The sequence below is a fragment of the Desmonostoc muscorum LEGE 12446 genome (assembly GCF_015207005.2).
GTDB lineage: Bacteria > Cyanobacteriota > Cyanobacteriia > Cyanobacteriales > Nostocaceae > Nostoc > Nostoc muscorum.
In genome coordinates, this window is record NZ_JADEXS020000001.1 from 8,025,622 (window position 1) to 8,040,404 (window position 14,783).

Consider the following 14,783-nt stretch of genomic DNA (forward strand, 5'->3'; position numbering starts at 1 on the left):
ATGACATATTTCTTACTAGACTTTTTGCAACTGTGCTACTCTTGGGTCAACAATTTTTTGCCCCAAACTGGCAAATTTAATCGCCACAGACATCTTATTTCCTGTTCCGAAAACATGCGTTATTTCACCTAGTCCAAAGGTTTTATGTAATACCCGATCGCCTACTTGCCAATTTTGCGCTGTGTCTGGCTTCACGCTAGGATTATAGGCATTTTTGGTATAACTTTGACGACTGCCGCGTTGTGTCGCTAATAACTCTTCTGGTAATTCGTCGAGAAATTGCGATCGCATTGCTGGTTCACGAGAACCATACAAACGGCGTTCACGCGCATGTGATAAATACAACCGTTCTTGGGCGCGAGTAATCCCCACATAACACAGGCGGCGTTCTTCTTCCAAAGATGCGGGATCACTTAGGGAACGATAACCAGGAAATAGTCCCTGTTCTAATCCCACCAAAAATACAACGGGAAATTCCAAACCTTTGGAAGCGTGCAAAGTCATCAAAGAAACGGCTGTTTGTCCTTCTTTTAAGTTATCCAAATCGGAACTCAGGGCAGCACTACTCAGAAAATCTCGCAGTGAAACCTCTTCATTTTCTTCTTGAAATTGTAGTGCAGCGTTGTAAAGTTCCTGGACGTTTTGCACTCTATCTGTGGCTTCATCTGTGCCTTGATTCATCAAATCTTGAACGTAGCCAGAATCTTCTAGTATTCCTTGCAAAACCTCAGTCACGGGAAGCGTGGCGATTTGTCCTTGCCAACGGCTAATCATTTCGGCAAAGTTATTTACAGCTTTTGTTGCCCGTCCAGCTAATGTATTAACTGATGTTTCATCGCTGAGTATTTCCCACAAAGTCGTCCCTAATTGTTGAGAAGCGTTCACTAAAGCATCAATGGTGGTTTTGCCAATTCCGCGCCGGGGAGTATTGATAACTCGCAATAAACTTACTGTATCCGCTGGGTTGGCGATCGCTCTTAAATAAGCGACGACATCTTTAATTTCTTTGCGATCGTAAAACCTCATTCCGCCCACAACTGTGTAAGGAATTTGATATTTCACCAACAATTCCTCAAAGGGACGAGATTGGGCATTTGTCCGATAAAGTATGGCAAAACTACCCCAGTTCAATTCGGGATTTTGCTGTTGTAAAGTGCTAATTTGATTGATGACAAATGCAGCTTCTGCTAGTTCTTCATCGGCTTTGTGACAATAAATTGGCTCACCCGCCCCCCGCGTTGGTTTAAGAATTTTATCAATTCTTTGGGTGTTATTTTCAATCAGTTCATTAGCCGCTTGCAGAATATTTTCACAAGAACGATAGTTTTCCTCAAGCTTAACCATCGTGCGGGTGTCATCATCTACCAAACCATCGCCAAAATCTTCCTGAAATCCCAGCAATATGGTGAAATCTGCCATCCGAAAGCTGTAAATCGATTGATCTGCGTCGCCGACAACAAAAACTGAGCGATTTTCCCATTCCCATTCGCTCTTTTTGGTTTCACCATTAGTTACCAATAAGTGAATGAGTTGATATTGAGTACGATTAGTATCCTGATATTCATCTACAAGTATATGGCGAAACTTGCGGTGCCAGTAACCCAAAACTTGCTCGTTTTGTTGAAATAATCTAGTAGGTACGAGAATTAAATCATCAAAGTCGAGAGCATTATTTTGTGCTAACTTATCTTGATATAAATTATAGACTTGGGCAATTATCCGTCCGCGATAATTTGGTTGTTCTTGTTCAAATTCTTGGGGTGATAAACCTTGGTTTTTCGCGTTACTGATAGCGTAGCGGACAGAGCGGGCATCAAATTTTTTATCGTCTAAATTTAACTCTTTGTTGACAAGTTCTTTGATGAGAGTCATCACATCTGATTCATCAAAGATAGAGAAATTGCGATTCCAACGGCGTCCTTTTTCGTCTTGATATTTTTCAATATCAAAGCGGAGAATGCGAGAAAACAGGCTGTGGAAAGTGCCACACCATAAGTCTTTGATAGTGTTTTTATAAACTTGTGATCGCAATTGTGTTTGTTGGTATTCTGTCAACAAATCATATCGCTGATCGTGTTCCTTCATTGCCAGTTGCTCCGCAAACAGCCGTTGAATCCGGTCTTTCATTTCCCGTGCGGCTTTGTTAGTAAAAGTAACCGCCAGGATATTTTCTGGATTAACACGGTGTTTTAGAATCAGATTTGCAATGCGATAAGTCAGCGCTCGTGTTTTACCCGAACCCGCACCAGCAACGACTAGCAGCGGGCCGCAGTAATGTTCCACAGCTTGACGTTGGCTGGGGTTTAGGTGACTGAGAAAGTCGATGGTTGTTGTCATAGATGTGAAAAAGCGATGTCTACGACGGGCTACGCATACGCTAGGCGTCACATCAATAAAAGTGTGGCTATTGCCCAGGTTACAATATCCTAACGAAACTTGGTCAATAAAGATTCTCTGGCAATGTTCTTAACCAGAATGTTACTTTATCACGATTGAGGAAATTTTACGCAGGCAATTATTAGACATCTCCAGAAATTAAATATGCGTTACCCAGAACCCTTGTAGAGACGTAGCAGTGCTACGTCTCTACAAAAACAAAACCCGCCACCCAGGTTAATTAGATACTTCTTAGTCCGCGCAGGCGGACTTCGCTTGTGTAGGCGCGGTTTCCAACCGCCAGCCGTAATCTAAATTGACACATCTGTGGCAATACTAAGAGAATGTTGATTTTTTTACAGTTTTTGTATGACTACATTCTTTAGTTGGTTTGGGCAATTACTTCAATATCTGCGTACTTTGGCAGCAATCGGTATGCTATGTTTGCTTCTGGCGTGGTCACTTCCTGCACAAGCTGCTAGCCGCATTGATCCCCAACTAGAACAGCAAGTATTACAAATTATCCGCGAACATCCAGAGGCAATTATCGAATCTGTTCAGGTGTTTCAGCAGCAACAACAACAGAAACTTAATCAAGTACGGCAAGGATTTTTACAGGATTTAAAAACAAATCCTCAAACAGTGATTGGTGAGTCTCCAACTACAGGTTCAACTAATTCAAAAACTCTGCTCTTGGAATTCTCAGACTTTGAATGTCCTTACTGTGCTGAGGCGCATAAAACCTTGAAACAATTGTTAGCAAAATACCCAGATAAGCTAAAAGTAGTTTACAAGAATTTACCGCTAACTTCAATTCATTCTCAAGCGTTGCCAGCAGCAGCAGCAGCTTGGGCAGCATATCAGCAGGGTAAATTTTGGGAATATCATGATGCCCTGTTTACTAATCAAAAAAAACTGGGCGAGGCATTATATTTAGATATTGGTAAAAACCTGAATTTAGATTTGGCAAAATTTAAACGCGACCAGAATCTTGCCGCTCCTGCAATTACAAAAGATGTCCAGTTAGCTCAAAAATTGGCTGTTGCTGGCACACCTTTTTTCGTAATTAGTAGTCCAAGTATTTCACGAGTTGTGGAGTTATCAGATATCGAAAATATATTGGCTGATGCTAAGTAAATTGGTGGGTTTGCTAATTAGCTAACATTGTTTAGTCATGAGTCATTAGTCATTGGTCATTGGTCATTAGTTTTATACAAAGGACAAAAGACAAATGATTAATGACTCGAAATTTAACAAAGTTTGGGGGTTTAATTCCCCTGCCTCTACAGGCAGAACGTTTTGTGTCGGGGTTAAATCCCCGTTACAAAACGTAATTACGAATTACGAATTACGAATTATTTTAATGATGTCTAATAAACAGCAATAAACTGGATCAATATCTACTGAGTAATTATGCTATTTCCATAGTATTTGTTTAGATATATACTTGATTATTTAACATAAATGTGCGTCTTTAGTTAGAGGTTTTATCCATCAGTAAACTGTTGTACTTGAAGCAAGTGTAAGGAGTAGCTTTATGAGGAGTAAGGGGGAGAGATTTTCCTCACTCCTCAGTTCTTAAAGATATGACAAATTCACTGAGTTATACTAAATTTTGCACTGAAACATCACACCTACTTACTGATATTCCGCCTCAATAAATCGCGTATGACTTGTTATTTATTTTCATTGGCTTTATTTCTACGCAATGTCACTAAAGTTCTAACTCGACCTTTAAATAATTCAAACTCTTCGGCGCTCAATTTAGTTTTCTGCCATGCTGGACGTTGCATCAAGCGTTCAGACCATTCATATAGTTTGGTGTAATTACTAAGATTAATACCTAAATTAGGTAATGAAAGTATACCTATCCCTGCAACGATATCTGCTAAAGTTAATTGTTCGCTACCAAAAAAAGAGCGATCGCCAAGCGCTTGGGTCAAAAATTGCAGTACCTTATCTATATGCTGCTTTGCTCGTGTAGCTTGTGGTGAATCTTCACTTTCATAAATCAGTGAAATTATTTGTGGAAATAATTCATTACCTGTGACTAATTGCACCATCCTCACCGTAGCTAACGCCTGAGGTTCAGAAGGTAGCATCGCAGGTGTAGGATATTTCGCTTCTAAATAGTCCATAATCGCCAGGGATTCCACAACTCGAAAACCGTCATCCACCACAACCGGAATATTATGAAAAGGGTTAATTGTCACAAACTCTGGTTGGAATTGATCGCCATCCAACTTCACCAAAACTGATTCAAAGGGAATCTCCTTTTCTAGTAAAGTGAGCCACACACGACGAGCATTTGGCGAGAAGGGATTGTAGTAAAATTTCAGCATATTGAATCCTTGATAAATAAAATAGGAGTCATACCATTTCACGAAAACCTTGATACAGATAGATTTCTCGTAGGGGCACGGCACTGCCCATAGGTGTCAACTTAAGCTCAAACGCTTACCCGACAGACGTTTTACCCCACCCCCAACCCCTCCCCTTGCCAAGGGGAGGGGAGGTTTTGGCTTTAGACAAAACCGGGGTGGGGTAATGCGGGTAGTGATGGGGAGTGAGTGAATTCATGCATCACGTCTTGACAAGGATTTCACGTTAAGTTGACACCAATGGGCACGGCACTGCCGTGCCCTAAACAACTTGCTGAGACTGGAAATATTTCTTTTGGAATTCTTCTGGAATTTGAATCGGACGACCATTTTCCAAACTAATAAAAGCACCTTTTTGTGTAGCTATTGCTGCTAACTCATCGTTAGATAAAATTTCAGCTTTCACAGTCCACTTTAAGCGACCTAAATTACTCAACCATAAACGCCCAATCACGCGATCGCTAATTTTTATCGAACGTTTATATTCAATTTCAGTTCCAGCTAAAACAGGTGCATATCCTTGCTCAAGTTGTTGATTGAGTTCCCAATGTTCATCTAAAAACTTTAAACGTAAATCCTCTAGCCATCTGATATAGACAATATTGCTAACAATTCCCACAAAATCGATATCATATGTCCTTACAGGAATTGCCAATACTACTTCTAATGGTCTGTGCAAGTTGTCATCTACTAACATGATTTCTCCTGAATAAACTAAAAATTAAAACCAATCGGTCTGTAAAAGAACAAAATTATTCCTACTCGATAATTTTTGCCCATTTTTTAAGCCTGAGTAATTACGATAAATTCAAACTTCTACTTTGTAGTTTAAGATTAACTCATCACCAGGTAACCCTCTAATTCCCCAGTTATGTTTAGGCGTTTCAAAAATTGTAATTTCAATATCGTAAATAGAAATATTCAATTTTTCATGAATATTTTGAATCAGGAGACGAATTAGCTGTTTTTTAGTTTCGACCGAGCGTCCCTCAAACATACTAATTTCAACGATCAGATAATTTTCTGATCTATCGTGTGGATAATAGAAGTCTGATTTTTCAAGTGGAAAAAAACGGTGAAATCTCTTCTCCGGGGTAAGCTGTAAAATATCAATAACACAGGTATGGATGATATTTGATAGTTCAGCTTTAATAGGATTTAATTTATCTGCTAAACCATATACCTTGATTTGTGCCATATATTTAAAGGTGAGTTTCTAAGTATTGATTCAGATGATTAATTACCCTGTGCATGTAAATTGAATCTCCATAAAGCTTGCTCATCATGATGGCTCCTTCTAGAGTTGCAATGATGATGGTAGCGATTTCATCAGCATTCACGTCAGAACGAATTTCACCTTTTGCAATTCCCGTTTGAATAATTCGACGAATCAAATTTAGCCAAGAATTCATCGCTTGTTGAGCGCGATCGCGCAATACTGGATGAGTATCATCACTCTCAACAGCAGTATTCAGCAATGGACATCCTCCCTTGATGGGTGGATTTTCTGCAAAGCTGCTAAAAACTCCAATGATTGCTTGTAGGCGTTCCACTGCATGGCGTTTATTTCGCAACACAGACCTAGTATGCTGCTGGATACGGGCGATCGCAAACTCAAAAGCCTGTAGCGCTAAATCATCCTTGCTTTGGAAGTGATTGTAAATTCCTCCTTTCTGCAATCCAGTGACACGCATAATATCTGACATAGATGAGCCTGCATACCCCTGTTGGTTAAACAGTTCGGCTGCTTGCTGGAGAATTCTGCTTTTTGTTTCTTCACCTTTAGACATTAAAATATTTAAGACCAATTGGTCTTATTTAATCTCTCACGATCACTATTAAAAGTCAAGTATTTTTCAATGCCCTGCATTGGGTATTGGGTATTGGGCATTGGGCATGGGTAAAGAGGATGGGGAGCAGAGGGTAAGCAAGAATCTTTCCCCTCTGCTCCCTCATCTCCCCCCCACTCCCTATACAAAGCAAATACAGTAGACGTTTAATCATAATTGCGATTAAAATACGGTAAGCTAGTCGGATTACCGGGTTTTATGTATAAAACTGCAAAAAAATTAGTTAGAAGTAGTAATCCAGCAATCGGTGAATGGTGAACAGTTATCAAGGCTTCCTTTGGGGATTTAAACCCTAACTTAGTCTCCTCACTGATAACACGACTGCGATCGTGCGGACATTTGATAACTGATTCTTGAAATTCCCGAAGAGTATGCACTATCTATTACTACCATTCTTAAGCTTCTTTGTTGGCATCATTGTTGGTTTAACGGGAATTGGCGGAGCCTCTCTTATCACCCCAATGTTGATTTTTGTCTTTCAGGTTCCGCCTTCTATTGCTGTCAGTTCTGATGTTGTAGCTGCCACATTGATGAAGATTGTTGGTAGCTTCAAGCATTGGGAACAACAAACCCTTGACACAGAAATTGTCAAATGGCTGGCATTTGGGAGTGTTCCAGGCTCACTGTTCGGCGTGGGAATTTTGCACTTTATTCAACGTACCGGCGAGTATAACCTGGATCGCATTTTGCTTCGTTTGCTTGGGGTGATGATTTTGTTAGTCACCTTGTTGGCATTAGTACAATTGTTACTATTGACTTTTTTCCCCAAGTTTGATTTACCTGAATTACCAAAATTAGACTTAGAAACTAACTTTGGTCGTTTTCAAACAATGACTTTGGGAGCAATTTTGGGCTGCTTGGTTGGTCTAACAAGCGTCTCCTCAGGTTCAATGTTTGCCTTAGTAATGATTGCATTTTTCCGTCTTGATGCACGTAAGTTAGTGGGTACAGATATTTCACACGCAGCCATTTTGTTACTGTTTACGTCATTCGGACACCTCAGCCTGGGAACAGTTGATTGGAGTCTAGTAGTGCCTATATGGTTAGGTTCTGTTCCAGGAGTGTTACTAGGTGCTAAAGTCTGCGAACTAGCTCCCCAACGCCCACTACGGTTTATTATTTACGCAATCTTGATGATGGTGAGTTGGAAATTAGTTCATCAAGTTTAAAGGGAATGGGGAATGGGGAATGGGGAATGGGGAATGGGGAATGGGAAATGGGGAATGGGGAATGGGGAATGGGGAATGGGGAATAGGCAATAAGGAGAGATTAATTGTCTGTTGCCTATTGCCTCTCTTGCCTTTCATTGTTCAATCCAAAATCCAAAATCTAAAATCCAAAATTGATTACCTTTTCACCCACGGCAATAGGCTGAATGTACCTCGTTCATACATAATAAATACACCCAAGCCAATTAATACAAAAGGTACGAGAGCGTTGCCGTAGCGACTTAAAAGATTCGCAATGGTAGGTTGACGGCTTAATAAATAAGCGATCGCACACCAAACCCCTACCATGACAAAAAATATACCCAGAATTATTCCCAAGCTCGTAAGGTCATGACCAGCGAATAAGGGGATGTATATACTAATATTGTCACCACCATTAGCAATCGTTACTGCTGCAACCTTATAAGTTTGGGGGTGCAAAACACTCAAAATAAAAGCCAATATTGGGTTAGTAGGTGTAGACTGCCTAAAATCAGTGCTTACTGTCTGAACTGTTGTAGTTTCTTCTTTTTTAAACACTAATTGCTGAACACCAATTGCAATTGGTAGCAGTCCTAGTAATCCAATCCATTCTCGCTGTATCACCAAACCACCAAAAAATCCTGGTAAGCTAGCGATGATGATGGCTGTAAAACCTAAGTATTGACCAAGTAAGATATGCCGCCGCCGAAAATTAGCATCTACTTGTGAGAAAAATACTAATAAGATAATGATGTCATCAATATTGGTGGCTGTAAAGGCAATGATTCCTTCAGTGAAAGCTGTTGCAAGCTTACTCATGCTCGATGCTAATAACACACAATTTATCACTATACCAAGTTAATGTCCTGGCACAACTATGTTACTGCAATTAGTACAGGGGCAATTACGTTTATTGCCACTAATATTGATGATATTGTGATTCTGTTGTTGTTTTTTTCTCAAATAAATTCTACTTTTCGCCCCCGGCATATAGTTACTGGTCAATTTTTAGGTTTTACAGTTTTGTTAATCCTGAGTCTTTCTGGTTTATTTGGTGGGTTAGTTTTATCAAAAAACTGGATTGGATTACTTGGTTTGCTACCAATTGCCATCGGTATTAGCAGTTTAGTCAATCGGGAAGAAGATTCATTAGAAGAAATTTCACCAGAAACAGAAGAGTATCAAGGAACAACAATTAGTAATTTGCTGTCTCCTCAAATTTACAGTGTGGCAGCTGTGACAGTTGCCAATGGTAGCGATAATATTAGTGTTTACGTGCCATTATTTGCTAGTAGTAATTTAGAAAGTTTTGCGGTAACTATAGTAATATTTTTTCTATTGTTAGGAATTTGGTGTTACGCAGCATATAAATTAACTAACCAGAAAATCATAGTTGATGTTTTAACGCGCTACGGTAATAATCTCGTTCCTTTTGTGCTTATAATATTAGGCTCTTTTATTGTATTAAAAAGTGAAGCATTGAGTTTAATTAAGCTAGGTGCTAGTTGTTTTTGTTTGGTGATTTTAGTCAAAAATCAGGAAATTAACCATGAAATTGAAGACAATTCAAGTAAGTGAACAAGCAAATTATAGCTACATTTGAAACTGGGGATTGCAACACATCAAAAATCTGTAGGGGGTGTAAAGCTTTGCGCCCCTATCCAATCTATCTGTCTCATTATTTTTTTAATTGGTATTAGACAGAAGTTGTCATAATAATGAAAGTTAATTCTCATAAATTGGACTAAAATTAGATAGCTAAATAGTAGTTAATTCCTTGTTATGAATCCTTACACTATCCTTAATCAGACTGAACTTCAGCGTGTTAGTGATGGCATGACCAGACCCCTACTAGAAAATTGCGAGACTGCCTCATATATCCTTATTTTAGTCTGGCCGCAACTTGGGGATTTTGATAGTCTTGAATATGCGTGGTGGTTACAGCGCGAAGCTAAAAAATTGTCAGATGAAAAACTCGCCATTCGTGCAGTGGGAATTGGGAATCGCACTTCTGGAACAAGATTCTGTGAATATACAGGATTTCCACCGGAAAATTTATTTGTTGAACCTAATGGAGAATTACATCACCAACTCAAACTTTATTCAGGTCTGAATCTTCCTCTCCCTGGACTTTCTCAGTCTCAGAAAGCTTGGCTAAATCTACTGTTAATGTGTGCAGGGTTTGGAAGTCCTGGAACGCTAAGAGAAGTTTTTCGGGGATACAGGGGAGATCGTCAAGCCCCTCAACTCATTGAAGATGATGAAATTATTCAAGGTACTCCTCTACCTGCTTTTAAAGGCTCATTTTTCCAATTAGCTGGTGGAAATGGCTTTCAACGTCCCTTTGAATTAGCTACTCTACGCCTACGAAATATGGTGGAAGTTCTAAGCAATTGGCATACTTATGTACCTAATTCTGCCTACTTAACTCAGCGTGGTGGAACTTTTTTGTTTGATACTAAAGGCCAGTTACTTTACGAACATCGAGATCCAGGAATTTTGGGCTTTGCTAGTAATATGAGTCAGCCCCTATCATTTTTATCCTTGATCGAAACAGATAGTTTTACCTCAACTCACTAATTCCTAATTGCTATAGGACTCATATTTGATTTTTGAAGTACACGTAGTAGCATGGCAAGGCTAAAGTAGTGGAATAGAAAAATTGGATTATGTTTTTCAACTTGAATTTTTCAGAGATTTTTAATGCAACATTTGAAAAACCACATCTGTCGTAGGGGGACAGCATTGCTGTGCCCCTACAGCGCAGGTCTATTTAACATCAAAAAATGATTAGTAAAAACCTGAAACTACGTATTTATGTTGATGCACAAGATGATTCTTTTGTACAGTGCGTAAGTCCTAATCGAATCAAACTTTGCTCAACCACTCATTTTCCTCTGGATCTTTAAACAGTGAGGTGCTGAGGTAGCGTTCGCCAAAGCTAGGCTGCACCATCACGATGAGCTTACCTGCATTTTCTGGTCGCTGTGCAACTTGAATAGCCGCATACAAAGCAGCACCAGTAGAAATGCCAGATAGTAATCCTTCTTCTTTTGCTAGACGACGGCTGTAGGCGATCGCTTGGTCATCTGTAACCTGAATCACTTCATCTACCAGTTCTGGACGATAAATTGCTGGGACAAATCCGGGGCCAATACCTTGGATTTTGTGAGGGCCTGATTTACCACCGGCTAATACTGGGCTACTGCTTGGTTCAACTGCGATCGCTTGAAAACTCGGCTTGCGTTGTTTAATGACCTGTGATACTCCCGTAATCGTCCCACCAGTACCGACTCCCGCCACCAAAATATCCACTTGTCCATCGGTATCATTCCAAATTTCTTCTGCGGTGGTTTGGGCGTGAACTTTGGGGTTAGCAGGGTTGCGAAACTGCTGCAACGTATAAGCATTGGGGGTTTGAGCTACAATTTCTTCTGCACGAGCGATCGCCCCTCGCATTCCTTCTACCCCTGGCGTTAACTCTAGTTGTGCGCCATAAGCTTTGAGCATGGCTCGTCTTTCCTGGCTCATTGTGTCAGGCATCGTTAGAATAAGATGGTAACCCTTAGCAGCTGCCACCATCGCCAACGCAATTCCTGTATTGCCAGAGGTTGGCTCTACTAAAACGGTTTTTCCGGGGTGAATCAAGCCTGTTTCTTCTGCCGCTTCCACCATACTTGCGCCAATCCGGTCTTTGACAGAAGACGCTGGATTCATGCTTTCTAGCTTCACTACAATTTGAGCAACCGCTCCCGAAGTTTGGGGAATCTTGTTTAATTGAACTAAAGGAGTCCGTCCGATTAATTCTGTGATGTCTTTTGCGATCTTCATACAAGTACTCCTTTGTCAAACAATTTTGGATGAGAGGATTTTGGATTTTAGATTGACCCGATACCTGCCCGTTGCGGGTTCTTGCTCTTGAGGTAGTTGCTCTGAGTAAAGAATTGTATATTTGGGATGAAAGGATTTATTCCACAAATAAAGCAACCTTGCTCTCAGGCCTTTTTAGATTTTAAGTTTTGAATGAACAATCCAAAATCTAAAATCTAAAATCTAAAATTCCGTGGCTAAATGTAATACATCGGACTTTGCTGGGCGCGAATTTCCCTTTCCTGGCACAAATCTTGGAGTGTATATCGACCCAAAACTTCAATAGCAGCAGCATTGGCTTGCTCCCAGATTTCATAAACCAGAGTCCTTTCCAGAGTCGGAGATTCAGAGGTATCTTTCTCTTTGCGTTCGCCTTCAACCAAAGTCACAATTTCCAGCAGGGTGATCTGCCAAGGTTCACGAACTAAAACGAAACCTCCTTTAGAGCCACGTTGACTTTGCACCACACCGGCACGCCGGAGGTTGGTCAAAATTTGTTCTAGATAGCGCTCAGGTATGGGTTGCTTAGCGGTGATCTCACTCATGGTCAGAGGAAGTTTTTTCCCGTGGTGGCTTGCTAGTTCTAAAAGTGCCAGCAGCGCGTATTCCACTTTGGAAGACAGATCGAGGAGAGAGTAGTTTTGGCTATTCAAGACAGTACTCAATATACTACGGTGAATTGAGGGATTTATCGCATTTTATGCGAAATTTATTTTTTCAAAGTGTCGGATGTGATAGCATCCCACTTACTAGCAATTTAAAGACTACAAGCCTATCGACTTACCGTAGATTATCCTACACGATTCCCAAAAATAAGTCATTTTTTGCAGAAATTATCTGCATAGCCGCTTTGGGAGTCTTACCTACCGATGATGTGTTAAGTGAATATGCTAATAACTGATTTGCGAACGATTTTTGAGCGCGACCCAGCAGCTCGTAACTGGCTGGAAGTATTGTTTTGTTACCCTGGATTTCAAGCCCTACTTTTCCATCGCTTGGCGCACTGGCTGTATAAATTAGGAATTCCGTTTATACCCCGGTTTGTTTCTCATCTTAGTCGGTTTTTAACTGGAATTGAAATCCATCCTGGGGCATTAATTGGCAAGGGAGTGTTTATTGACCACGGTATGGGAGTAGTGATTGGCGAGACAGCGATCGTTGGCGACTATGCCTTGATTTATCAAGGTGTTACCCTTGGTGGTACTGGCAAAGAAAGCGGCAAGCGCCATCCAACTTTAGGTTCTCATGTAGTTGTGGGAGCAGGTGCCAAGGTATTGGGAAATATTCAAATTGGCGATCGCGTCCGCATTGGAGCAGGTTCAGTAGTGCTGCGAAATGTGCCCAGCAACACCACCGTTGTCGGGATTCCAGGGCGTGTGACTCGTCAGAACAATAACAATGGCGATGTTTTGGATCATGATAAAGTCCGGGACGTGGAAGCTGAAGTCATCCGCGCTTTATTTGAACGAGTCAAAGCTCTAGAAAAACACTTACAGGAGTTAGAAGATCAATCAAGCTTGTTCCCAAATCAGCTTGGGGACGAACAAACCAACAAACCTAAGAGCAATAATTCTGATGGAATGATTGAAGATTTTCTTGATGGTGCGGGAATTTAGGGAATTGGGTACTGGGTACTAGGAAAACTCTTCCCCAATCCCCAGTCCCCACTCCCTCTCTAAAAACATTATTAATTTCAATAACCAGAAGCTTTTATAACCTGGTATATATATACTACGGTTAGTTTATCAAAAAGCAGTACTATAGGATATGGTTTCTTTATACACAAATATTTCTAATCTGCCAAGTAATAATACTAAGCAAGTTTTTGCGCGTCGTTCATTTCTGCCAGAGTATCCAAACGGTCTGTGGAAGATTGAAACGGGTTTTGTCAGGACTTTTACTTATCTGGAAGATGGTACAACTGTAGCTCTGGGATTGTGGGGACCTGGAGATGTCGTTGGGAAAGCTTTGTCAAAATTAGAACCTTATCAGATGGAATGCTTAACTAAAGTGGGGGCGACAGTCCTACTTTTAGAGGAGTGGACTCAACTAACAGAAACTCTACTTAGCCATATCCAACAGGCTCAAGAATTGATGGTGATTCGTAGCCATAAAAAGGTGGATACTATGCTCATCAAGCTGTTGGCATGGTTATCTCAAAAGTTTGGTTCGGAAGTTGAGAAGGGGCGTTTAATAGATATGCGTCTAACTCATGAAGACTTGGCAGAAATGCTGGGTTCAACTCGTGTAACCATTACTCGTGTTCTTGGACAGTTTGAGCAAGAGGGTTTGATCGATCGCCTCTCTCTGCATCGAATTGTGCTACGAGAAGAAGATATTTGGTACTACGAAATCTAGACTAATTCTGAATTCTAAATTCTGACTCCTGACTCCTGAATTCTGAATTCTGAATTCTGAATTTAGCGATCGCCATAAATGCTAGATAAATCCAACCAAATCGGTAGTCCGAGTTTTTCTAAATAACTCAGGCTAGAGTATAGCTGCTTTGTTCTACCCCATAAATCCAAATTAAACCAGCCGTCATCTTGGGTGTCGGGTTTAAGTAATGCACTGGTGATATTGACTGTTAGCCCATAACGAGAAACTAACTTAGAAATCACAGGTTCTTCGTAGTAGGTTTTTAAAACGCACAGTTGCAAGCGCAATCGATTGGTCTGACCTAGAGAAATCCATTGCTGAAATTGCTCTTGCCATTGATCTGTTAGCCATGTAGAGTCTCTAGGGCTGAGTTTGTCAGCTGAATCTGGGAAGGGTGGCGAGTTATGGGTGGGTTGAATTTGGTTGGCGATCGCTATTTGTACTAGATTTACTCCCAATCCTTGCAGGTAAGATAGGCTACTTGTCAGCTTTTGGGGATTTCCCGAAAGTTCTAAATCAAACCAGCCGTCGCTGTCACTGTCTAATGTCAAGGATGCAGCTTTGATATTGACGGTTAAACCATAACGAGACACTAGTCGGGAAATTACAGGTTGCCTCTGATACCGCTGGGGCACGAGAATTCGACTGTGGACTGAAGCAGGTTTTACGGTTTTAGTGGCAGACATAATACCATTTTGGATTTTGGATTTTGCGAAAAGTCAAAAGCTCAGGCTTCC

The 14,783-nt window shown here is 40.7% G+C and carries 16 protein-coding genes; 6 read left to right on the plus strand and 10 right to left on the minus strand.

Going from position 1 to position 14,783, the window contains the following annotated elements:
- Positions 1–15 precede the first annotated feature (15 nt).
- Positions 16–2,337, minus strand: a complete 2,322-nt coding sequence (gene pcrA, locus IQ276_RS33065) for a DNA helicase PcrA (RefSeq protein ID WP_193916612.1) — start codon at positions 2,335–2,337, stop codon at positions 16–18.
- Positions 2,338–2,745: 408 nt separating this feature from the next.
- Between pcrA and IQ276_RS33070 the strand changes: the two genes are divergently transcribed.
- A complete protein-coding gene (locus IQ276_RS33070) occupies positions 2,746–3,513 on the plus strand; it encodes a DsbA family protein (RefSeq protein ID WP_193916610.1) in 768 nt (255 codons plus the stop codon).
- 539 nt (positions 3,514–4,052) lie between these two features.
- Here IQ276_RS33070 and IQ276_RS33075 read toward each other — a convergent pair.
- From IQ276_RS33075 to IQ276_RS33095, 5 genes are all read right to left on the minus strand, one after another.
- Complete coding sequence (locus IQ276_RS33075; RefSeq protein ID WP_193916608.1) at positions 4,053–4,718, minus strand: glutathione S-transferase family protein; 666 nt, start codon at positions 4,716–4,718, stop codon at positions 4,053–4,055.
- Between the two features lie 301 nt (positions 4,719–5,019).
- Entirely contained in the window at positions 5,020–5,454 is a 435-nt protein-coding gene (locus IQ276_RS33080) for an acyl-CoA thioesterase (RefSeq protein WP_190878209.1), read from the minus strand.
- A 111-nt stretch (positions 5,455–5,565) separates the two neighbouring features.
- Entirely contained in the window at positions 5,566–5,955 is a 390-nt protein-coding gene (locus IQ276_RS33085; protein ID WP_193924832.1) for a tautomerase family protein, read from the minus strand.
- Positions 5,956–5,959: 4 nt separating this feature from the next.
- Positions 5,960–6,547 (minus strand): TetR/AcrR family transcriptional regulator, encoded by a 588-nt coding sequence (locus tag IQ276_RS33090; protein ID WP_193924830.1) that lies wholly within the window; start codon positions 6,545–6,547, stop codon positions 5,960–5,962.
- 206 nt (positions 6,548–6,753) lie between these two features.
- Positions 6,754–6,984, minus strand: coding sequence for a hypothetical protein (locus IQ276_RS33095; RefSeq protein ID WP_206758892.1), 231 nt, complete (start codon positions 6,982–6,984; stop codon positions 6,754–6,756).
- Between IQ276_RS33095 and IQ276_RS33100 the strand changes: the two genes are divergently transcribed.
- Positions 6,979–7,776 (plus strand): sulfite exporter TauE/SafE family protein, encoded by a 798-nt coding sequence (locus tag IQ276_RS33100; RefSeq protein ID WP_193924828.1) that lies wholly within the window; start codon positions 6,979–6,981, stop codon positions 7,774–7,776. The genes IQ276_RS33095 and IQ276_RS33100 overlap by 6 nt on opposite strands.
- 177 nt (positions 7,777–7,953) lie before the next feature.
- On the opposite strand, the gene IQ276_RS33105 is transcribed toward IQ276_RS33100, so the two are convergent.
- Complete coding sequence (locus IQ276_RS33105) at positions 7,954–8,616, minus strand: cadmium resistance transporter (protein WP_235116175.1); 663 nt, start codon at positions 8,614–8,616, stop codon at positions 7,954–7,956.
- 42 nt (positions 8,617–8,658) lie between these two features.
- On the opposite strand from IQ276_RS33105, the gene IQ276_RS33110 reads away from it, so the two are divergent.
- Entirely contained in the window at positions 8,659–9,375 is a 717-nt protein-coding gene (locus IQ276_RS33110; protein ID WP_193922203.1) for a cadmium resistance transporter, read from the plus strand.
- A 204-nt stretch (positions 9,376–9,579) separates the two neighbouring features.
- The gene (locus tag IQ276_RS33115) at positions 9,580–10,377 is read left to right on the plus strand and encodes a peroxiredoxin-like family protein (RefSeq protein ID WP_193922205.1); all 798 of its coding nucleotides are present in this window, start codon (positions 9,580–9,582) and stop codon (positions 10,375–10,377) included.
- Between the two features lie 288 nt (positions 10,378–10,665).
- Here the strand turns inward: IQ276_RS33115 and cysK are convergent, their stop codons facing one another.
- Both cysK and IQ276_RS33125 read right to left on the minus strand, forming a co-directional pair.
- Positions 10,666–11,628: a cysteine synthase A gene (gene cysK, locus IQ276_RS33120; protein WP_193922207.1), complete on the minus strand. Its 963-nt coding sequence runs from the start codon at positions 11,626–11,628 to the stop codon at positions 10,666–10,668.
- Positions 11,629–11,864: 236 nt separating this feature from the next.
- Positions 11,865–12,347: an RrF2 family transcriptional regulator gene (locus tag IQ276_RS33125; RefSeq protein WP_190878374.1), complete on the minus strand. Its 483-nt coding sequence runs from the start codon at positions 12,345–12,347 to the stop codon at positions 11,865–11,867.
- 207 nt (positions 12,348–12,554) lie between these two features.
- Here IQ276_RS33125 and cysE point away from each other — a divergent pair, with 207 nt between their 5' ends.
- Together cysE and IQ276_RS33135 are read left to right on the plus strand one after the other, a co-directional pair.
- Positions 12,555–13,283 carry a serine O-acetyltransferase gene (gene cysE / locus IQ276_RS33130; RefSeq protein WP_193922209.1) on the plus strand — a complete coding sequence of 243 codons (729 nt, stop codon included), beginning with the start codon at positions 12,555–12,557 and terminating at the stop codon, positions 13,281–13,283.
- A gap of 151 nt (positions 13,284–13,434) precedes the next feature.
- Positions 13,435–14,025, plus strand: a complete 591-nt coding sequence (locus tag IQ276_RS33135; protein WP_190878228.1) for a Crp/Fnr family transcriptional regulator — start codon at positions 13,435–13,437, stop codon at positions 14,023–14,025.
- Between the two features lie 62 nt (positions 14,026–14,087).
- Here the strand turns inward: IQ276_RS33135 and IQ276_RS33140 are convergent, their stop codons facing one another.
- Positions 14,088–14,732, minus strand: a complete 645-nt coding sequence (locus tag IQ276_RS33140) for an NIL domain-containing protein (RefSeq protein ID WP_193922065.1) — start codon at positions 14,730–14,732, stop codon at positions 14,088–14,090.
- Between the last annotated feature and the right edge of the window lie 51 nt (positions 14,733–14,783).

What these genes read in the sequence shown, in the direction of transcription:
- IQ276_RS33085 (WP_193924832.1), bottom strand. Translation starts at nt 5,955, where the DNA reads ATGGCACAAATCAAGGTATATGGTTTAGCAGATAAATTAAATCCTATT.
- IQ276_RS33110 (WP_193922203.1), top strand. Translation starts at nt 8,659, where the DNA reads ATGTCCTGGCACAACTATGTTACTGCAATTAGTACAGGGGCAATTACG.
- IQ276_RS33115 (WP_193922205.1), top strand. Translation starts at nt 9,580, where the DNA reads ATGAATCCTTACACTATCCTTAATCAGACTGAACTTCAGCGTGTTAGT.
- pcrA (WP_193916612.1), bottom strand. Translation starts at nt 2,337, where the DNA reads ATGACAACAACCATCGACTTTCTCAGTCACCTAAACCCCAGCCAACGT.
- IQ276_RS33090 (WP_193924830.1), bottom strand. Translation starts at nt 6,547, where the DNA reads ATGTCTAAAGGTGAAGAAACAAAAAGCAGAATTCTCCAGCAAGCAGCC.
- IQ276_RS33105 (WP_235116175.1), bottom strand. Translation starts at nt 8,616, where the DNA reads ATGAGTAAGCTTGCAACAGCTTTCACTGAAGGAATCATTGCCTTTACA.
- IQ276_RS33070 (WP_193916610.1), top strand. Translation starts at nt 2,746, where the DNA reads ATGACTACATTCTTTAGTTGGTTTGGGCAATTACTTCAATATCTGCGT.
- IQ276_RS33080 (WP_190878209.1), bottom strand. Translation starts at nt 5,454, where the DNA reads ATGTTAGTAGATGACAACTTGCACAGACCATTAGAAGTAGTATTGGCA.
- IQ276_RS33100 (WP_193924828.1), top strand. Translation starts at nt 6,979, where the DNA reads ATGCACTATCTATTACTACCATTCTTAAGCTTCTTTGTTGGCATCATT.
- IQ276_RS33075 (WP_193916608.1), bottom strand. Translation starts at nt 4,718, where the DNA reads ATGCTGAAATTTTACTACAATCCCTTCTCGCCAAATGCTCGTCGTGTG.
- IQ276_RS33140 (WP_193922065.1), bottom strand. Translation starts at nt 14,732, where the DNA reads ATGTCTGCCACTAAAACCGTAAAACCTGCTTCAGTCCACAGTCGAATT.
- cysK (WP_193922207.1), bottom strand. Translation starts at nt 11,628, where the DNA reads ATGAAGATCGCAAAAGACATCACAGAATTAATCGGACGGACTCCTTTA.
- cysE (WP_193922209.1), top strand. Translation starts at nt 12,555, where the DNA reads ATGCTAATAACTGATTTGCGAACGATTTTTGAGCGCGACCCAGCAGCT.
- IQ276_RS33135 (WP_190878228.1), top strand. Translation starts at nt 13,435, where the DNA reads ATGGTTTCTTTATACACAAATATTTCTAATCTGCCAAGTAATAATACT.